The organism is Mangrovivirga halotolerans (assembly GCF_026241165.1).
Classification (GTDB): Bacteria; Bacteroidota; Bacteroidia; order Cytophagales; family Cyclobacteriaceae; genus Mangrovivirga; species Mangrovivirga halotolerans.
The window spans coordinates 293771-315239 of the sequence record NZ_JAPFQN010000002.1 but is presented as its reverse complement, the minus strand read 5'-3'; the positions used below and the strand labels follow the sequence as shown (position 1 = coordinate 315239).

At 36.7% G+C, this 21469-nt stretch carries 15 protein-coding genes; 7 read left to right on the top strand and 8 right to left on the bottom strand.

The features are described 5' to 3' along the window. Window positions 1-33: 33 nt before the first annotated feature. The 5 genes from OO013_RS02505 to OO013_RS02485 form a co-directional block, all read right to left on the bottom strand. Window positions 34-489 carry a universal stress protein gene (locus OO013_RS02505; protein WP_266055022.1) on the bottom strand — a complete coding sequence of 152 codons (456 nt, stop codon included), beginning with the start codon at window positions 487-489 and terminating at the stop codon, window positions 34-36. Window positions 490-503: 14 nt separating this feature from the next. After that, window positions 504-755 carry a hypothetical protein gene (locus OO013_RS02500; protein WP_137090097.1) on the bottom strand — a complete coding sequence of 84 codons (252 nt, stop codon included), beginning with the start codon at window positions 753-755 and terminating at the stop codon, window positions 504-506. Window positions 756-852: 97 nt separating this feature from the next. Continuing rightward, window positions 853-2385 carry a RagB/SusD family nutrient uptake outer membrane protein gene (locus OO013_RS02495; RefSeq protein ID WP_266055018.1) on the bottom strand — a complete coding sequence of 511 codons (1533 nt, stop codon included), beginning with the start codon at window positions 2383-2385 and terminating at the stop codon, window positions 853-855. Between the two features lie 12 nt (window positions 2386-2397). Then, window positions 2398-5487, bottom strand: a complete 3090-nt coding sequence (locus OO013_RS02490) for a SusC/RagA family TonB-linked outer membrane protein (RefSeq protein WP_266055016.1) — start codon at window positions 5485-5487, stop codon at window positions 2398-2400. Between the two features lie 126 nt (window positions 5488-5613). Beyond that, window positions 5614-9711, bottom strand: a complete 4098-nt coding sequence (locus OO013_RS02485; RefSeq protein ID WP_266055014.1) for a hybrid sensor histidine kinase/response regulator transcription factor — start codon at window positions 9709-9711, stop codon at window positions 5614-5616. A 191-nt stretch (window positions 9712-9902) separates the two neighbouring features. On the opposite strand from OO013_RS02485, the gene OO013_RS02480 reads away from it, so the two are divergent. From OO013_RS02480 to OO013_RS02470, 3 genes are all read left to right on the top strand, one after another. Next, window positions 9903-12167, top strand: a complete 2265-nt coding sequence (locus OO013_RS02480) for a glycoside hydrolase family 3 N-terminal domain-containing protein (RefSeq protein ID WP_266055013.1) — start codon at window positions 9903-9905, stop codon at window positions 12165-12167. A 66-nt stretch (window positions 12168-12233) separates the two neighbouring features. Beyond that, entirely contained in the window at window positions 12234-13343 is a 1110-nt protein-coding gene (locus OO013_RS02475) for a lactonase family protein (protein ID WP_266055010.1), read from the top strand. Window positions 13344-13544: 201 nt separating this feature from the next. After that, entirely contained in the window at window positions 13545-13736 is a 192-nt protein-coding gene (locus tag OO013_RS02470) for a cold-shock protein (RefSeq protein ID WP_266055009.1), read from the top strand. Window positions 13737-13791: 55 nt separating this feature from the next. Here the strand turns inward: OO013_RS02470 and OO013_RS02465 are convergent, their stop codons facing one another. Further along, complete coding sequence (locus OO013_RS02465) at window positions 13792-14652, bottom strand: alpha/beta hydrolase family protein (protein WP_266055008.1); 861 nt, start codon at window positions 14650-14652, stop codon at window positions 13792-13794. A gap of 111 nt (window positions 14653-14763) precedes the next feature. Here OO013_RS02465 and OO013_RS02460 point away from each other — a divergent pair, with 111 nt between their 5' ends. Both OO013_RS02460 and OO013_RS02455 read left to right on the top strand, forming a co-directional pair. Next, window positions 14764-15741 carry a polyprenyl synthetase family protein gene (locus OO013_RS02460; RefSeq protein ID WP_266055006.1) on the top strand — a complete coding sequence of 326 codons (978 nt, stop codon included), beginning with the start codon at window positions 14764-14766 and terminating at the stop codon, window positions 15739-15741. A 120-nt stretch (window positions 15742-15861) separates the two neighbouring features. Continuing rightward, window positions 15862-16503, top strand: a complete 642-nt coding sequence (locus tag OO013_RS02455) for a hypothetical protein (RefSeq protein ID WP_266055004.1) — start codon at window positions 15862-15864, stop codon at window positions 16501-16503. Between the two features lie 59 nt (window positions 16504-16562). Here OO013_RS02455 and OO013_RS02450 read toward each other — a convergent pair whose 3' ends face one another. Continuing rightward, on the bottom strand, window positions 16563-18131 hold the full coding sequence (locus OO013_RS02450; protein WP_266055003.1) for an amidohydrolase family protein: 1569 nt from the start codon (window positions 18129-18131) through the stop codon (window positions 16563-16565). A gap of 108 nt (window positions 18132-18239) precedes the next feature. Further along, a complete protein-coding gene (locus OO013_RS02445; protein WP_266055001.1) occupies window positions 18240-18851 on the bottom strand; it encodes a hypothetical protein in 612 nt (203 codons plus the stop codon). A 203-nt stretch (window positions 18852-19054) separates the two neighbouring features. On the opposite strand from OO013_RS02445, the gene OO013_RS02440 reads away from it, so the two are divergent. Next, window positions 19055-20860, top strand: coding sequence for a glycosyl hydrolase family 18 protein (locus OO013_RS02440; RefSeq protein WP_266055000.1), 1806 nt, complete (start codon window positions 19055-19057; stop codon window positions 20858-20860). Window positions 20861-20926: 66 nt separating this feature from the next. Beyond that, window positions 20927-21469 carry a Pvc16 family protein gene (locus OO013_RS02435; RefSeq protein WP_266054999.1) on the top strand — a complete coding sequence of 181 codons (543 nt, stop codon included), beginning with the start codon at window positions 20927-20929 and terminating at the stop codon, window positions 21467-21469.

Genomic DNA, 21469 nt, shown 5'->3' with positions numbered 1-21469 from the left:
CGCCGCAAATAAAGATTGGTTTTGATTTAATTTCTATTTATCAGAATCACCTGAAAGCATGGGAATTACCATTATTGGAATTTTTGCTCTCTTAACCACTTTTGAAGTAGTCTCTCCAATAAGAGCTTTATACATGAATGAATGATCCTCATTACCGATTATGATCAGGTCTGCTTTGAGATCCATTGCTTCTTTTAACAGTGTATCCACTGTCGGGCCTTGAATTAGAAGAGCATGTGTTGAAATCCCTTCATTGGTTTCTATTTTCTCGGCCAACTCCTGGAGATAGCGATGTTCTTGCTTTATAGTTTTCGCACGGTCATCACGAATATATTGCGGACCGGGATCGTACCCCACAAAATCGGGATCCGGGAAAGTGACGTGGATCAACCATAGTTTGGATCCGAACGCCCTGGCCTGATGTATTGCTGCATCGATCAGAGCGGGAGAGTCAACATCGTCGATAGCGACAACTATATTATCAAACATGATTTAAATGTGGGTTATCTTTTTGAACCAGTTTTTTGTTTTTGAAAGATCTGAATGAATGCTACAATAGCTAGTATTAAGCATGTCAGAACTAACTCCATCCCGTTCGATTCCAGAAAATCTAACCAATAGAGTACAGGTATTATTATCATAAGAGCTGATGCTCCTATTAAAATGTATTTACCTGTCTTACTTTTCTTTTTAAAGCTTTCCAGCAAGCCATATACGCCTATGCATACGAAAGCGATTCCAAATATTAAAGCCATATCATAATTTCGAAAAAAATAAGATGAAAGACAAATAAAAAAGGCCGCATAATGCTATGCGGCCTCAAATTAAACGATTGCAACGGTAGGTTCTTTATTAATAACCAGGATTTTGTGTTAATCCGGCAGTTCTTACTTCTGCAATTGGAATAGGCATTAATTCGTGTTTTCCAGCCTGGAATCCTTCAGAAGCTAATACTTCATCTGCAATTCCCCATCTAACTAGATCTCTGAATCTGTGTCCTTCAAAAGCTAACTCAAGTTGACGCTCAAGGATCAATGCTTCGATCAGTGCCTGACCTGAAAGATCAATTGGTGCTAAACCAGCACGATCTCTGACATCATTGATATAATCAACTCCTGTACCTTCATTGCCATTTCTAATATGCGCTTCTGCTGCCATTAACAAGACATCTGCATATCTGATAATTCTAAAGTTGGTAGCATAATTTAATTCACCAACAGCTCCACCTTCTAAATTTGTTTCACCTGAGAAAGTGCCATATTTTCTTCGGATATATCCTTCATATCCCCATGCATCAGCGTTTGTCCAGTCACCACCCATTGCACGAAGTTCTTCTTCGGACATCAAGTTGTTAACTCTTCGTTCAACATCTCCTGCATCCATAAAAGCTTGATACATTGAAGGCTCAGGAACATTGAATCCCCAACCACCCATTAATGAGTCGCCAGGTGCTGCCTGATAAAAGTCACCACGAGGTCCCATTAGCTGAATGTGGATGTTAGATTCCTGGGCACGTCCCTCGCCCCATGGGAAATTGCCCCAGTTATATCCTTCTTCTGAAATGAATTGAACTTCGAATACTGATTCCATTCCAAATTCATGTTCTTTCGTAAATATTTGGCCGTAATATGGTTCAAGAGAATATTCTCCCGAATTGATCACATCATCAAGTATGTTAGCCGCGTTTGTCCATTCTTCCATGTAAAGATAGGTTTTACCTAGTAAAGCTTTAGCCCCACCAGATGACCATCTGAACTTTTCTCCTTCGCCGTAGGCACTTTTAGGAGGCAATACGTCTATGGCAGTTTGAAGATCATCGACAATTTGTGCATAAACTTGACTTGCGGGAACTCGTGGAGTAGAAGAATACTCAGCTGGAGGCACCTCATTTAGTACTAATGGTACATCTCCAAACATAGATACCAACTCGAAGTAATAATAGGCACGTAAGCATTTAGCTTCAGCTATTAATCTTTCTTTTAAATCAGTATCTGGTTCTGTGTTATTTACTACCAGGTTAGCTCTGTAAATACCATAATAGGCCATTTTCCAGAAACCTAAAATAGCCCCATTATTAGAGTCAAACGTGTAATTATCTAAAGTTTGATATGCTGGCTGGTCTCCTAAACTACTTCCTCCTGCATTTGATTCGTCAGATGGAAGAGTTTTCACCAGGTATGGACTCGCCCAACCATTACTAAAATGGTATTGTAAAAGATCATAAGCTGCTGTTGTAGCTTGCATTACATCTTCTTCAGAAGAATAAAATTCTTCTACAGGTGCTCTTCCAGGAATTTCTTGCTCCAGAAAATCTTCGCAACTCTGGAAGGTAAATCCTACGAGAGCAACCATAATAAGTGTTGATAATTTATTTATAGTTTTCATGTTCTCGTTCAATTAAAATGTAACATTTAATCCTGTTAAGAATACTCTTGGTATTGGATATACTCCTCTGTCAATACCAAGGCTATTGTTATTTGCGCTACCAGCCTCAGGATCAAGACCTGGATAATCCGTGAAAGTAAAGAAGTTATCTAGAGAAACGTAGAATCTCAATTTCGAAATCCCAGCGTTTGAGAAGATATTTTCCGGAAGAGTATAACCTACTTGTAACTGTCTGATTCTCATGTAAGAACCATCAAATACCATTAGGTCACTGTTATAAATGAACGGATTATCAGTGTTTGCTCTGAACCAACTGTTTGTGCTGCCTTCTCCTGTCCATCTGTCTTCATAATAGAATGCAGGCTTATTGGCAGTCGGACGGTCAGTTCTGTTGAAGCCCATTAGGATGTCATTACCTTGTTTACCCTGTAAGAATAAAAGGAAATCAAGTCCTTTATATGACGCTGTGGCTCTTACAGCATAAATGAAATCAGGGAATGGATCACCGATATAAGTTTGATCGTCAGGTGATATTGAACCATCACCATTTACATCAACCACCCTAGGGTCACCTGGTACAGGGGTATATCCTGTTAATCCACCTTCAGATACATATGCATCAATTTCGGCCTGATTTTGGAAAATACCATCAGTTTTGTATCCACTGAAATACCAGATCGGGTAGCCCTGCTCGAAGAATGTTGCAGTCCATCCTGTACCTACACCGGTACCACCAATTCTGTCAACGTTCTCATTTAAGGCTGTAACTTCGTTATCTAATGTAGTGAAGTTAGCTCCGAGTGAATAGTTGAAATCTCCAACCTGATCTCTCCAGTTAAGAGCTAATTCTATACCCTGGTTTTGAATTGTACCACCATTGATGAATGAAGGATCATTTCCAGAGAATAATGGTGGAGTACCAAGTGTGATAAGATCAACAGTTTCTTTTCTGTAATAATCAAACTCAAGAGTTAGTTTATCATTAAAGAAACCAGCTTCTAATCCAACATCTATCTGTCTACTTGTTTCCCATTTTAAATCAGGGTTTGACTGGAAGTCAGGTTCTGCGCCGATCAGGTAATTGCTGTTAGCATTTGGGTATCTAATACCCTCTGTTGTGATTAAAGCAGCATATTGACCGATTGATAACGATCTTACACTACCATTTTCACCCCAGCTGGCTCTCAATTTCAAGAAATTCATTGTAGATGTACGTGAATAAAATCCTTCTTCTGAAATTACCCATCCTGCAGAAACACTAGGGAAGAAATCCCATCTGTTATCCGGGTGTAATTTTGAAGAACCATCGTAACGGCCTGTGATATTGAATAGATACTTACCCTGATAATCATACAATACTCTGAAATAGTATGACATGATGGTTTCTACATTCCTTCTTCCGCCAACTCTGTCATTATCATCAGGAAGAAAATCGTAGTAAGCATATTTGTCAGCTTCTTTAAACATCGGGCCACCTGACATAAACAGGTAATTATGCTCCATTTTTTGAGCTGTAGTACCTAGAGTTACATTGAAATTATGATTGTCAAAAGACTTATCAATATTTACAAAGTTGTCCCACTGCCAGTTAAACCATTTATCATCAGAATCATTAACTGTAGCTGTGGTGTTTAATCTCTCTGAAGAATAATAAAAAGTAGGAGTCCAGCTGCTGAATCTCTGGAATGCAGCATCTATACCAAATCGAGTAGTGAATTTTAACCATTCTACAGGCTTTATATTTGCATAGATATTTCCTACAATTTTATCCTGAACTGTACCACCTCTGGCTGTTTGAATACCTGCTAATGGATTAAATATTTCTCCAAACACATATTGTGAAATACCATAATACTGACCGTCGTCATTTGTAACAAGTGTATATCCATTATCCAGTACTTGCTGAGCATAGCCAGGTAAACTACCTGTGTATACAGTTGGAGTTAATGGATCAAGCAAAAGGGCGTTATTTATAACACCTCCAAATTCACTATCTTCAGTAATTGTAGATCGCTCAAAGTGAGAGAATGACATGTTATTACCAACAGTCAACCAGTCTTTTACTTCATGCTCAGTATTTAATCTGAATGTATAACGCTGGAAATTAGCTTTATCCCCACCGATAATTCCATCCTGGTCAAAGAAACTTCCGCCAATCAGGTATTTTGATTTCTCTGTTCCTCCACTAATATTAAGACTATGTCTCATCATTGGAGCTGATTCAAATACCTCATCCAACCAATTTGTACTTACACTTCCTACATTCGATGGATCCGGACCGTTAGCTACACCAGCTTCATCTAAATATGTTGCATACTGCTGTGAGTTCATTAGGTCCATATCGGTATTGGCACTCTGAACTCCATACTGGAATCCGTAGTTGATCTGTGCAGTACCAGCCTTACCTTTTTTAGTTGTAATGTAAACTACACCATTTCCTCCTTGAGCACCGTAAATAGCTGCAGATGCAGCATCTTTTAGTACTTCGATAGATTGAACTTCATTTGGATCGAGATATTCAATTCCTCCTGTAATCACACCATCCACGACGTATAGTGGCTGGGAGTTACCGTTTGAACCGGTACCACGTATATTAATATTAATACCACTTCCAGGTGATCCTGAATTTGGTAAAACATTAACCCCTGCTACTCTTCCCTGAAGAGTCTGATCAATACGTGTGTTAGAAACAGATTGAATTTCTTCAGCATCCACACTCGAAATAGCTCCTGTTACTAAGCTTTTCTTCTGCTCACCATACCCAATCACCACTATTTCTTCAAGAGCAGTAATGTCAGGCATTAAGGCTATACTAATTGTGGATCTTCCGTTGATCTCCACTTCTTCTGTTTCATATCCTACAAAAGAAAATACCAGAACTTCTGCGCTTTCCGGTACTGTTAATGAATAGTTACCATCAACATCGGTTACTGTACCATTTCCGGTACCTTTAATAAGAATGTTCGCTCCGGGAATTCCGGAATCGTTCATGCTGTCTGTTACCCTACCGCTGATTACTCTGTCCTGAGCAATGATTGCAACCTGACAAAGCATCAGTGCGAGATAAAGAATTAGGTTTTTCGGTTTGTTTATGTTTTTCATATGCACTGAGTTTTGTGTCAATATTAAATTGTTACAGATAACAAAAGCAGGGCATTTAAAACAAATACGAGTGGTATTTGTAACAATCGTTTGAAATAGGTCTTATTCTCTTATAAGGAGGGTTTTTTAGTGTTTCAATGATACAAATTCCGAGGGATTCATACCAAATTGTTTTTTAAATGTCGTTCTGAAATATTGTAGATCTGTAAAACCAACCTGATAGGTAATCTCAGCAATGGAAAGTTTGTTTTGTTTTAATAGCTGAGCGGCCCTTTGCATCCTGATATGTCGAATCAGTTCATTTGCACTCATAGATATGGCATTTTTTAACCTTCTATACAACTGCATTCTACTCATGCCGATCTCCTTGCAGATATCGTTTATGGTGAAATTAGGTTCACTAATGTTTTTTTCTATGATTGCGACTATCTCTTCAACGAATTTTTCATCCGTATTTTTAATCTCCGGTGTTTTAGGAGTTAATTTATGATGTTTTTTTTGTGTGATTTTCTTTTTGAAGTTTTTGCCAGTTTGAAGCATATTATGAATCTGCATCTTTAGCTTATTCGGATCAAATGGTTTGGTAAGGTATGCGTCTGCACCACTATAATATCCTTTTTCAAAACTTTCATCTGAAGCTTTCGCAGTTAATAGAATAATAGGAATGTGATTAATCTCAGGATTGGATTTAATGGAATTACAAAGGTCAAACCCGTTCATCTCCGGCATAACGACATCACTAATTATAAGATCAGGTTTTTGATCAATGGCCATTTCTAAAGCTTTGGCTCCATTTAATGCAGCTAAGGTATCAAATTCCTCTTTTAGATATTCAGCAATGAATTTCTGAATTTCAGTATTGTCTTCTGCAATCAATATTGTTTGTTTCTGAGATACCTCTTTTTTCTCTTCGTCCAAATCAGCTTCTGCTGCCCCTTGATCTAATGCATCTAATTCCGATATGTTATCTATAAGGCTTTGCCTAACACCAGGTAAAGCTATTACAGTTTCAGTATCGATATCGGTAAGATTTATTGGTATAACTACATTAAAGCAAGCTCCTGATTTTTTATTGTTTTCAACTTCAATTGAGCCATCATGTAATTCGACTAATTCTTTAGTAAGAGCAAGCCCGATTCCTGTTCCCAGATCACTTCTACTCTTAGAACTTGAACTTTGATAATACCTTTTGAAAATTTCCTCTTTGTCAGATTCAGCAATACCATCTCCAGTATCACAGACCGAAAATAAAATTTTATTTTCTGAACTTCTCAAATTGAAGCTGACTTCACCAAATTCAGGAGTGTATTTTATTGCATTTGATAATAAATTAGTGACAATCTTTTCGAGTTTGTCAACGTCTACCGATGCAATGATTTTTTCTTCAGGGAATCGAACCGTAAATCGAATATATTTTTTTTCAGCCAGTCCAGAAAATGAATAAACGACAGGTTTTAAAAATGCAGAAACATCGATGACAGTAAAATTGGGATTTATGCTACCTGATTCTAATTTTGATAAGTCGAGAATCTGGTTAATCAGGTTTAGTAATTTATCAGCCTGCCTGATAATATCAGTAATTCTTTTGCGATGCTTTGAGAAGTGTTCATCGTAATAAATTGTCTTTAATGGTGACAATATAAGGGTTAATGGGGTCCTGAATTCATGAGAAATGTTTGCAAAAAACCTGGACTTCATTTCATCAAGTTCTTTTAATTTCTCCAGCTCCAGATGCTCAATTTTCAAGTTTGTTTTTAACTTCTCTCTACTGATAATAGTATTTCTTCTCCATATTAAAAGGCTAACAATTATTGCTATATAAGCCATATATGCCCATATGGTACCATACCATGGTGCATCGATATGAATATTTAGGGAGGCATTGTTTTCTGCGGGTTTTCCGTCTGCATTGAATGCTCTCACTTTAAAAGTATAATCACCTGCAGGAACATTTGTGTAATATGCTACATTTCTTGTTTCAGCGTCCTGCCAATTTTCATCGTACCCCTCCAGCTTATACTGATAGGTGTTTTTATTTGGTTGAGTGTAGTTTAAATAGGTAAAAGAGATGTTAAAATCATTAAGAGAATAAGGTAAATTAAGATTTTTACTATGAAGTATATTTTTATTTTGTTCAATCAGGTGACGGGTCCCATCATCAGAATTAAATTTAATATCCTTTATCAATACTTTGCCAGCAGTTGGTATTTCAGGAATATTAAGTGGATTAAATCTATTGAAACCATTGATTCCTCCAAAAAGAAGATCTCCGTTTTTAAGCTTTAAAGAAGCTCGCTTAGTAAATTCTGAAGCCTGAAGGCCATCAGCTTTGTCATAAGTTTTGATAATCATATCATCCGGAGATACTGATGCCAGCCCCTTATTAGTACTTACCCAAATTAGTCCACTATCATCCTGCTCAATACTTAAAATCATATTACTTGGTAGACCATCAGCCACCGTTATCGCAACGAACTTTTCAGATTTTTCATCAAAATAATTTAATCCCCCTCCATGTGATCCAGCCCACAGCCTGTTTTGAGAATCCAGTAGAAAAGAGGATACAAACCCGTGGTTTAAATAATGTTTGCTGTCAGATGGGTGTTCAGGTGAATAATTTGTGAGACTTTTTGTTTTAAGATCTTCTGTCAGAGTTATTTTATCAATTCCATAGCCTTCTGTTGCAGTCCAGATATTACCATACTGATCTTCAATGACTGCATGAATTGTAGTGGAGGTTATTTTTCTTTCTACATTATTCGGGCTGAAAAAATGCACCTGACCAGTCTCAGGGTCAAATACTTCCAGTGAATGTCTGAATGACGCAATCCATATGCGGTTTTTACTGTCTTTATGTATATCAAAAATATATTTTCCGAAAGAGCCGTTTCTGGTACGTTTATCAAAAAATGAGATTTCATTTTGGCCCTTCTTTTTTGTAAAAACTCCACCTTCCCATGTGCCGATCCATAAAGTGCTATCTTTATCTTGTTCCAGGCAAAGTATACTGTTACTTGTTAAGTTACTGTTTGTTTTATTAAAGTATTTGGTTCCTTTCTCTGGCACTACATAATTTAATCCTCCTCCATCTGTCCCGACATAATATCCTTCACCTTCCTGAGCGAAGGCACTTACCAGGTTATAACTTAATGCCTTTCCAGGTTTTTGCGTCTGGTGATAATGGATAAATCGTTTTTCATATGGGTCTACTTTAAAAAGCCCCTGATCAAACGTACCTATCCAGATAATTCCATTTTTTGATTCAGCCAGATTCCAAATCGAATTACTTTTCAGGGCATGGTTATTATATGGGTCACGATAATATCTGTAAAATTCCTCTGTTTTGAGATCCAGAATTATTAAGCCTTCATTTTCTGTTCCGATCCATAAATTATGATCTGTATCCTCAAGAAGGCATAGAATGGTTGTATTGCCTATTAATTCATTAAATTCTTCATTTTCAATAGTAGGTAATTCGAATTTGTAAACACCATCCTTAAAAACAAGTCTTCTTAAACCTTTTTGAAAGCCAATCCATATATCACCTTTTTTGGTAGTAAACATGGTACGAACAACATCGTGAGGTATGGATGAATGGGTCTTGGTATCATAATTAATAAACCTTTTATCCTTTTTATTAAATAAGTATAACCCTTTCCCCCAGGTTCCTATGAAATAATTATTTTGCGAATCCTCTGCTATACCTACAATACTTGTTTCTGTGATTTTTCCGTTATTGATAAAACCCGTGTAACTATCAACCACTTTACTTTTCGGGTTGTAAGACATGACCCCCGATTTTTCAGTAGAAAACCAGATTACCCCTTTTGAATCAATTAATGAATTTGTTATTAGTTTGTTATCGAACTCGGGTGAGAGTTCATCTAACCTGCCAGTTTCATTGTCTAAATAAAACGCCCCGCCACCATAAGTACTAATCCAGATATTATTGTCTCCATCCACATTCAAACCACTGACAAAACCATTTTCCAGGGCATTCTGAGATGAATCATTTACAAAGGTTGATATTTCTTCACCATCGAATCTGTTCAACCCGTATCTTGTAGCAATCCACAAGAATCCGTCTTTATCTTCAACTAATCTTGTAACACTGTTTTGAGATAATTCCACATCAACATGATGGAAATATAGATTGTTAAGATCTTGGCTTTTAACACCTTGGGTAAGTGTTAAAAGAACTAATATAAGGGGGAGGTTTTTCATATAGCTATTTTAATAAAAAATATTTACCCATGCTTAAAATATAACGTATCTGATACAAATACCATGTGTTGTTGTGTCATTTATCTACCATTCAATCTCCATTATTTATAGAATTTGCAATACCCAAATACGAAAATGGGGTTTTGTGAATTTTGAAAACCCATTTTTTTTAACCTCTAAATAAACTAAATATGAAAAACTTATGGATAGCATTTCTTCTATCTGTCCTTACTCTGTCAGTTTCTTGTGATAAAAGTTCCAATAGTGATACAATTGAAGCCTCAGCAGGCAGCAATACTGATGCTTTTGTCGAAAACTTATTAGATAAAATGACAGTAGAAGAAAAGGTAGGGCAGATGACTCAAGTAACGATTGATCTTATTTTAAAGGATAATTCTACCACTGAGATCGATCCGGATAAACTCAGAAAAGCTATAGTTGAGAAAAAAGTTGGTAGCATTCTTAATGTTAAGGGACATGCCTACACCTATGATACCTGGAGAAATATATTAACAAGTATTCAGGAAGTAGCTGAAAATGAAACACCGAATAGTATTCCGGTTTTATATGGAATAGATGCAATTCATGGAGCTACTTATTTAAAAGGGTCTTCCTTATTTCCTCATAATATAGGTATGGCTGCCTCACGAAATAAAGAATTGGTTCACAGATCAGCTTCTATTACTGCATTTCAAACTCGTTCGAGTGGTATACCGTGGGATTTCGACCCTGTATTAGGTTTGGGACGTCAGCCACTTTGGTCAAGGTTTGAAGAAACTTTTGGAGAAGATGTACACCTGGTAACTGAGATGGGGGCAGCTGCAATAACTGGTTATCAAGAGGATGGTCTTAAAAGTAATACGGCTGTTGCTGCCTGTATGAAACACTTTCTTGGGTATTCAGTGCCTTCTAGTGGAAAAGACCGTACTCCCGCAGATATTTCAGATATATTCCTTAAAGAATATTTATTACCTCCTTTTAAGGCTGCTGTAGAAAAGGATGTTGCAACTGTGATGATTAATTCCGGTGAAATTAATGGGGTTCCCGTCCATGCGAGTAAGCATTGGTTAACCGAGGTTCTGAGAAACGAATTAGGGTTCAAAGGAGTTGCCGTATCAGATTGGGAGGATGTTATTCGTTTGCACACCCGACACAGAGTAGCTTCAACTCCAAAAGAAGCAGTTCGAATGGCTGTTGAAGCAGGATTAGATATGAGTATGGTGCCCTATGATTATACCTTCTATGATCTGCTTGTTGAATTGGTAAATGAGGGAACTATTTCTGAGGAAAGACTTGATGAGTCCGTTAGACGGATTTTAAAACTAAAGTCTGATCTGGGACTATTCGATCAACCTGTAAGCCCTGCAGTTTCTAAAGAAGAATTATTTAAGCCTGAGTTTGATACAGCTGCATACACTTCTGCTGTAGAAAGCATGGTTCTTACCAAAAATGAAGGTGTTTTACCTCTTAATAAAGGGGCGAAAATTACAATTGCCGGTCCAACCGCTAATGCCTTTGGCCCGCTTCATAGTTCCTGGTCTTTCACCTGGATGGGAAATGACGAATCTCAGTACTCTGAGCAGACAAAAACTTTCTATGAAGGAATGAAAGAGGTCTTTGGTGATGAAAATGTTAATTGCAATTCTACTAATGAATGGGATGATAAAAATAACTACCAATTAGGTGATATCTCCGATTCTGATGTAATCGTTCTTGCATTGGGGGAACCACCATATGCTGAAGGACCTGGTGTGATCGATAACCTGGATTTAGATGAAAGACAATTAAAATTAGCTCAGGAAGCAATTGAAACAGGTAAGCCAGTGATTGCTGTATTTTTCACAGGGCGCCCTCGCATAATCTCTTCGATTGAGCCGGGACTTAATGCTATTCTCCTTGGTCTAAGGCCTGCAACTTTTGGAGGCCTGGCAGCAGCCAATCTTCTGGCTGGAACTGAAAATCCATCCGGGGTTTTACCTTTTACCTATCCAAGACATTCTGGTGACATTGTTCATTATGACCATAAGCTTACTGAAGAGATTAGAGAAGATGTTCCAAATACCTATGGTCAGACTGGGTATCAACCTCAGTGGGATTTCGGACATGGGTTGAGTTACACTGATTTCAAGATTGAAAATTTAAAAGTTGAGGAAAAGGAAATTACAACTGAAGGAACACTTAACGTTTCGGTTTCAGTGAAAAATACTGGAAAAGTTGGTGGTAAGAAAGCAGTAGACGTTTTTGTCAGAGATCATTTTGCTTCGATAACTCCATCTGTTAAAAGACTAAAAGCTTTCAAGAAAGTTTACCTCGATCCGGGTGAAACAACTATACTTAATTTTAAGATATCTGCTTCTGATCTAGCTTTTATAGGGCAGGAGGGGACACCGGTAATTGAACCGGGTGAATTTGATGTCATTGTTGGTGACTCTAAAGAGACTTTTACCATTAAATGATGTTTATTTGGGTTTTTTTGATAGAAAGAGGAGCTAGTCTCCTCTTTTTATTTAATATTATCTAATATGGATTTACAAAAGATAATTTTACTGGCTTTTTTACTGATCGGTGTAAAGGTTTACGGTCAGAATGATTACTTATTAATAGGTAAGTATGATTCAGATACTGAAAAAGGTATAGCAGTGTGCAGGTGGGACCCGGTAAAAAAAGATGTGGATCATATGTATACTTTTGATGAGGTATCTAATCCATCTTATTTACTTTATGATTCCATAAATTCAATGCTGTATACTGTTGAAGAAATTGCTTCACCAACAGGAGGCTGGCTTACTGCTCTTTATTTTGATAAAGCAAATGGTAAACTCAAAAAAATTAATTCAGTACCTTCAATGGGTGATCATCCCTGTGTTCTGACCATGTCTCCGGATAGAAGATATATATTAATTGGAAATTATACTGGTGGAAATTTTTCAGTTTTCAGGATTAGAGAAGATGGAGCTATCGGGCAAAGAGTTCAGACAATAGCTCATGAGGGTAGTTCAGCAAATACTCAAAGACAGGAAGCTCCTCATGTTCATGACCTGGTATTTTCTCCAGACCATAAATACCTTTTAGTTGCCGATCTCGGTACGGATAGGGTTGAAGTTTACCAGTACAATGAAAATGCTGAACAACCATTTGTAATAAAAAAGAATAAGGGCATATCTGTACCTGCTGGCCATGGCCCACGGCATGTTAAGTTCACTCCGGAAGGAGATAAATTAATTATAGTTGAAGAATTGAGTGAAACTATCGGGGTTGCCAATTTCAAGAATGGGAAACTTAAGTATGTTAAAACTGAGAAATTAACTTCCGATAATGAAAATAATAAAGGAAGCGCTGCTGAGATCCAGTTTTTACCAGGGGAAAGTAGTTTTATAGTGAGTAACAGAGGTGAAATAAATATGCTTACTTATTTTGACCTTGATAATGAAGAAGAACTTTCTTTTTCAGCAGGAGTGAAGGTGCCGAGATATTTCATGATTTTACCAGGGGGAAAGGAATTATTAGTAGCAGGACAGGAGTCTAATGAAATAATTTTACTGGAAAAGCCATTTAAATCAACTGATAAGCTAGAAAAACGAACTTTACTAAAGACTGATAAACCCGTATTTATTCTACCTGTTTTAAACTAAGGAAATAGATTTTGTTGATTGTAAAATATTAAGGATTGTACTTATCGGTTGTTTGTTACCAAATTGTTAATAATATCTTGAAAATCAGTTTTGTATGTTAATTTTTCAGGGAGTCTGAATAAATTATTCTCAAATTGTATTTTTAGAATGTTTTTATATCTACCTTTAGGGCAATTATTAATACTATTACAATTTATTACAATGAAAAACGGAACAGTTAAATTCTTCAATGAGTCTAAAGGATATGGATTTATCATTGATGATGAAACAAAAAAAGAGTACTTCGTACACATTTCTGGTCTTATTGATCAAGTAGTCGAAGGTGACGAAGTGAACTTCGATCTTGCCGAAGGCAGAAAAGGACTTAATGCAGTTGACGTTAAAATGAAATAATTTAACAGTTATAAAAGTTATTAATTGCCTGAATCCCGGTCTTTGGCCGGGATTTTTATTTTTTAAGCCTTAATGGGCTTAAAAATTCAACAACATTTTTCATTACCGATTTCATATGAGCAGGTAAAGGCTTGTCCGGATAAGGATGACTCATTCCAAATACGTGATCTGCGCCTTCAATTATTTCCAATTGGATTGAATCATTTAATTCACGAAGTTTTACTGATCCTTTGTAATCAACCGTGGGATCAGCTGATCCATGTATAATTAAGGCAGGCTTATTGAGTTTAGAGATTCTTTCCGGAAGGTTATACCGTTCTTTGTTAAGCTGAGTGTCTTCATAAAATTGATAGTATAATGGCATTTTTTGCCCGGTTCGAGCATTATCAATGTAGACTACACCATCTTTTTTCCATTTTTCAATATTATCAGTAGGCATTCGATCAACCGGATTGTATACTGGAGCTAAAGCTGCAGCTAAATTTATATTTGGATTTTCTATTGCAGCTAGAAGCGTCATGGCACCACCACGACTATGTCCCATTATTGCAATTTTTGATGGATCAATCTCTTCTTTTGGAATCTCCGAGGGCAAATTTGTTATCCAGTCTATAACTCTATTGATATCATCTAATTCTTTACCATAATTATTCTGGCCAAAAGCTTCGAGATCACCAAAATTCATTGGATCTTCTGGTGTAGTTCCATTATGACTAAAGTTGAAATTAACCGAAACAAGATCTAAAGAAGCAAACTCTTCAGCCATAAGACGCCAGCCTCCCCAATCCTTAAATCCTTTAAACCCATGACAGAATACAATTACCGGTTTAGGTTTGTGTGAAGATTCATAACAAACATCGATCAAGATCGGTTTATCAGGTGTATTAGATTCAATTGTTGTAGTAATTTTCGCCATAACTGTATCAATTACTTTAAAATATAAATTTTTCGTCAAAAAACGTACAATTATCTATGTCCTTACTTTGCAATAGCCTCAATTGATATTAATATTGTGTCGCATAAAATTATGACTCAGATCACAGTTAAAGAAATCCAGGCGCCGATCGCATCAGAAATGACTGCTTTTGAAAAGAAGTTCAGACAGTCTATGCAAACCAGGGTAATGTTGCTCGATAAAATAATGGGCTATATTATTAAAAGAAAAGGGAAGCAAATGCGGCCGATGTTTGTGTTTTTGAGTGCCGGAACTACCGGCGAAATATCTGAGTCTACTTATCGTGGAGCTGCCCTTATCGAATTACTACATACAGCGACTCTTGTTCACGATGATGTAGTTGATGATGCAAACTATCGCAGAGGTTTTTTCAGCATAAATGCTCTCTGGAAAAATAAAATAGCTGTGCTGGTTGGAGACTATCTTCTTTCAAGAGGATTATTGCTTTCGATAGACAATGGAGATACTCATCTTCTTAAAATTGTTTCTGAAGCTGTAAGAGAAATGAGTGAAGGGGAGTTATTACAAATAGAGAAAGCCAGGCATCTTGATATTACTGAAGAAGTCTATTTTGAGATCATTAAGCAAAAAACTGCTTCATTGATTGCCTCTTGCTGTGCTGTTGGAGCCGCTTCATCAGGCGCTACCGAAGAAGTAGTTAAAAAAATGAAAGATTTTGGTCTGAAAGTTGGAATGGCTTTCCAGATTAAAGACGATCTTTTTGATTATGGGGCAGACGAAATTGGCAAACCCTTGGGTATTGATATCAAAGAGAAAAAAATGACTCTGCCACTTATCTATGCTTTAAGTCAATCGAGCTGGATTGAACGTAAGAAGATCATTTTCAAAATCAGAAATAAAAGCCATAAACCAAAAGTAGTAAGAGAAGTAATTGATTACGTTAAGCAATCCGGTGGATTAGATTACGCTACCTCAGTAATGAATAGATTTTATAAGGAGGCACTGGCTATGCTTGAAGAATTCCCTTCATCAGAATATAAAGAGTCCCTTTCCAAGATGGTCACTTATACTATTAAAAGGTCTAAATAGTTTACCGAGTATTTGCAGGTTTTAATGGAGTCTGAATTATAATCTGAAAATATTTTCATTTTTATGGTAACCTTTCGTTTTCCCAAACACTAACTAATACAATTAAAAAATTATTGTATTATGTGGAATTTAAGATTTATACCTTTTTTAATGATTGCATTCATCATTCTATCATGTTCAGATGATGATGACCAGATTTTAACTCCGGAAGTGTCTTATCCTCAAACAACTTTTGATCCAACTTTTTATACCAGTGGTAATTCTTCAGCTCCAAATATAAGCTGGAACGGAAACCAGGGTACATTCAGTTTATCAAAGGATATTAATGGATTATCTATAAATAGCACTAACGGAGTGATTTCGTGGACTAAATTATTACCTCATGGAATGCATCAACTTGAAGTAGTGGTATCAAACTCTGCCGGACAGATCACAATTCCTATTCAAATTAATAATCCTGTTGAAGGAAGGTTTGTAGGCACCTATAGTGGAAGCACCTATTTCGCAATTACCTTTTTCGAGGACGGAACTGCAGATATTGAGGCTAATAGCGAAACCAGTCCGACGGAAGCAAGTGGAACCTGGGATGTAGTCAATGATGAAATCATTGTAAACTACACCTATGAAACCACCACTGAAGAGTACTCAGTAAAAGGAAATATCACGCAGACCCAAAGTGTTGCAGAATTTAATGGTGACTGGTATTTTGGGTTTGATGCCCAGAATTCACCAGGAGGTACTGTGGAAATTGTTATAAATTAACTTTGTGCAAATTAAAAGTAAGCCTTTATGCATATTGAAGGCTTACTTTTGTTATTTGATTATTTTGTCAAACCGGGCTGCTTGATTTTGTAGTTTTCTCTTTTTTTAGCTTCATCTACCATTTTTTTAACCTCTTCTAGCAAATACTTTGCGTCGTAAACAATGCCATCCTTAATAGTATACTTTACGCCACCTACCCTAATCACTTCATTATCCTCATTAAGTTTTATTGCTCCGGTGCCATATAATACTTTCAGGTTTTCTAAGGGATTTTCTTCTACTATAACCAGGTCAGCAAGCTTTCCAACTCGTATTGTGCCTATTTTATTTTCCATCTTAAGGGCCTCTGCACTATTTAAAGTTGCAGATTGTATTACTTCCAGAGGATGAAAACCAGCTTCTCTTAAAAGTTCGAGTTCTCTTATATAAGCAAACCCGTACAACTGAAAAATAAATCCACTATCAGATCCGGTTGTTACCCTGCCACCACGGTTTTTGAATTCGTTGATAAAGGTCATCCATAACTGGTAGTTTTTCTTCCAGGCTACTTCCTGCTCTGTGCCCCAGTAATGCCAATAAGATCCGTGAGAAATTTTACTGGGTTGGTAAAAATCCCATAGCTTTGGTAAAGTGTAATATTCATGCCATTCAGCTCTTCGGGCCCGCTGAAGATCTCTGCTGGCTTCGTAAATATTAAAAGTAGGGTCAATTGTAAAATCCAGTTCGATCAGTTCATTCATCACATTATTCCAATGATCAGAATAGGGGGGAGCAGCCTGTTTCCATAATCTTCCGGCTGCCTCAAAACGATCTTGCTCATTAGCATAATTATAATCTAATGGATAATCCTGTATAATGCGATCAGTAAATAATGCTTCTGGAAGTCCGTACCAATGTTCCATACTGGTCAGGCCAGCACGAGCTGAATTTAAAACATTCCATCTGGATACATCCATCTGGGCATGGTGACAGGCTGAACCCAGCCCTAGTTTATTGTTCTCTTCCAGGGCTGCAGACATAATTTCTGGTTCAGCACCAAAAAACTTAATTCCATCTGCTCCATTTTCAGCATTCTTTCTTACCCATTCCCTGGCTTCTTCAGGTGTTGTTATCGGATCTTCACTTCCTTCTCCAAAAACACTATAGGCAATAATCCTGGGCGCTATTATTGAATTGTTTTTACTTTTATTTTGAAGGTTTTTTGTGAATTTCAATCCTCTGCCACCAGGTTCTCTGATTGTCGTTATCCCATGGGCCATCCATAATTTGAAAACATATTCCGGATCAACATTTGGACCACCACCAATATGACCATGCATATCAATGAATCCAGGTAATACATACATGCCCTCAGCATTGATTTCTTTACCGCCTTTTTTAAGTTTAGGACGATTTTCTTCCTTTATCGGTACTCCGGGAGCACCTACTTTCTTTATGCTGGTTATTTTATTGTTTTCAATTACTATATCCATCGGTCCGATAGGAGGAGCTCCGTCACCAATGATTATAGTTGCTCCACGAATGATCAGTTGATCAAAAGAACCTTTGTTGTGTAATTCATCTTGAGATTGAAGGGTGAATAATGAACTAATAGTAAGTACCAGAAAAATGCAGAACCTTATTTTCATATTATATCATTACAATGAATAAAATATGTAAAATAACTGATTCGCCTATAAATAAAAAGTCACCTTCCCTGTAATTAAGAAAGGTGACAGTATTGTTAAAATTTTCAATTATTTCACCTCGTCTGTAACCGGAGCAGCAGTATCTTTCATTGCATTCATATTCTCTTCAAGTGCCGGTTGAATTGTTGGTGCTTCCGGAGCATTTTCCTTTGCTCTGTTGAATAGGTTGTGAAAAAACTTGAATACGAAAAAATCAGGTTCTTTCCATTCCGGAGTATTTGGAAGTTCAAGCCTTAACAATCCTTTAATGGCGATTTCCCCGTCACGGTCTAATTCATAGTAATCATATATTTCAAGATCGTTAATAATTGTTCTCTTTGAATGTTTGATTACGTAATTATTTTCAAGTGCTTTAACAAATCCCTGAATAAAAAAATCAGATACGTGATATACACTTTCTTCAGTTCTGGGGCCATCAGTTATAAAGACGTCTAAATTATCTGCCTGTACAACAGACAGTATCCATGAATCGTAATATTTTACAGCGTATACTTTGTAGGGAATGCAGTTCTCCGCATTACCAAAATATCCCGGCTGTAAATTTTTTAAAATTTCTATTGCTGCATCCTTGGAACTGCTATCTATCTGATTTTGAGCGTTTAAAGGATTGGTTAAGCCTAGAGTAAAAAATACTGATATGACAAAAAATAATAATTTCATTGGTTAAAAGATTTTAATGTATTAATATCGTCGCGTAGTTGAGACGGCAAATAAATAAATTGTTTTCATAAATTATATATTTGTTGATAAAATTATAATTAGATCTTTCAACCCGGTTAATTTTTTAACCGATTTATTTTAGCAGCTTTCAATTTAATTGAGCTGCGAATTTTTTGACTAATAAAACAGGATTTGTATTAATTATGCTTTCCAAAATATGTTATGTATTGTTTGGATTGGTATGCTTTCTATTAACCGAAAATATCTCTGCTCAGGATGGACTTAAAGACAAGTTTAACCAGGTTATCAGGGAGAATTCAATAGAAGAAAAAACACCACAAAAACCACAAGAAGAAACCCAAAAAGAGGATCAGACTTCTGCGAAAAGAGATAGTATCGAAGTAGTTAAAAAGAAAGCTGAATCGCAGGATTCGCTGATGACTGCTATGGAGGATCTTTCTTTCGATGCTGGTGGTATCCAGAAAGATGCAATCGATTCATTGAAATTTGAAAGCCGGGTATTATCTGTAAAAAGAAGAAGACCGGAGAAAGAATATTCCAGGGAAGCTCAGTGGAGTAAATACATGGGGGTTACCCACAATAATGTGTATAAGAAAGAGCACGTACTGGATACAACTAAGAATGTTCTAGGCTGGCATCCTTATTGGATGGGTGATGCTTACAAGAGTTATAATTTTTCTCTCCTGTCAGTAATTGCTTATTTTTCTTATGAATTAAATCCTGGCACCGGAGGGTATAAAACTGTACACGATTGGAAAACCACTGCACTTGTTGATTCGGCAAAGGCCAATGGAACAAAAGTCGTATTGAGTGTGACCAATTTTGGTGCTCAGAATAACCTGAAGTTTCTTTCTAATAAAAAGGCTCAGAAAAACTTTATCGATCAATTGATTGACCTGTTGAGGTTAAGAGGCGCTCATGGAGTAAATATAGATTTTGAAAATATTCCTAGAGCCAGCAGGGAACAGTTTACAAATTTTATAATTGACCTTTCATCAAGTCTCAGATCGATCGATAAGGATTATTTAATAACTATTGCTGTTCCTCCTATTGACTTTAACAGGGTATTTGAAATCAGACAATTAACTCCTCATGTTGACCTTTTTGTTATCATGGGGTATGAATATTACGGAGCAAATAGTTCCGTTGCCGGTCCTGTTGCTCCATTGCAAAGTGGACAGTTATGGTGGGAATATAATCTTCAAAGTGCTGTAAATGAATACCTGGTAGCTGGAACTCCTGCCAGAAAATTACTCCTTGGGTTGCCTTATTACGGCTCTGAGTGGATGACTTATGATCTTAAGTTCCCATCGAAAGCACGGAAATATATCGGTACAACTACTTATCGTAATATTAGAAAGAAACATGGGGACCTGGCATGTTGTGAAGATGATGTCAGTAAAAGTAAATTTTATGTTTACCGCGATAATTCTAATAATTATCGTCAGTTGTGGTATGATGATAGCCTTAGTCTTAGTAGAAAATATGATTATATAAATGAACAAAATCTTGGAGGTGTAGGGATTTGGGCTTTAGGATATGATAACGGCTACACCGAATTGTGGAAATTGCTTGCAGCCAAATTTGCACTGTCTGAAAGCAAGGCTGCTGCTGTGAAAGCTTCAGTCAGCAGCAGCCGTTTCTCATTTCGCAGAATCATGAGCCTTGCATATCGAATAATGAGAAACCCACAAAGATTATTCTCCAATCCAAGACCTTTAATCGGTGTTTTTGGTGCCCTTTTCGGGGTCTCAATATTTGGGTTTTATGCATTATATCGATGGGGATGCCGTTTCAAGCGGATGTTTGGAATAGCAATTAAAAGTACTTTGGCCTTATTAATTATAATTCTACTGGCAGTTATTTTTATAGCTATGAAATATACCGCTGTCAGGGACATAGCCTTTTTACTAAGTGGCTTTATAGTGGGCTCAATAATAATACTATTTATTAGCAGGAAATTTTTAACAGAAAAAGATCTGCCATAAGCAGGATTAAATAAATTTTTAAGAATAAACGTCTATCAACCGGACAATTTTTTTAATAAATAACCAATGATCTATACAGCTGTACAATCTGTTGCAGATGCATTAAATGATTACCTTTCCAATCGCTTCAGGCAACCTGAAGACAAGGTGATTATTTCCAATATAATCAATATGGATGGTTCGCCAGGGGTAACTGAACCTGACAAGATTATTTTAACTCTGGCCAATTTGGAACAGGAAACGATTAATCAAAAAAATCCAGTGGTAGGAACTCCTCGCCCGGTAAAGATGAACCTGTTTATTTTGATTACAGCTGCGTTTGAAGGGTTGAATTATTCTGAAGGACTTAAATATTTGTCTGGAGTTATCAGCTATTTTCAGTCAAATAAAGTGATGAATCATCAAAATACTCCTGATCTCGATCCGGGAATAGAAAAATTATCATTTGAAATTTATAATCAGAATCTTCAAAATCTTAGCCATTTATGGGGTTCGATGGGAGGTAAATATATGCCTTCTATACTTTACAAGGTTCGGGTGATATCATTTGATGAAAATAATATTGGAGCAGGCTCGGCACCATTTACCGGCTTGGGAACAAATTTTTAA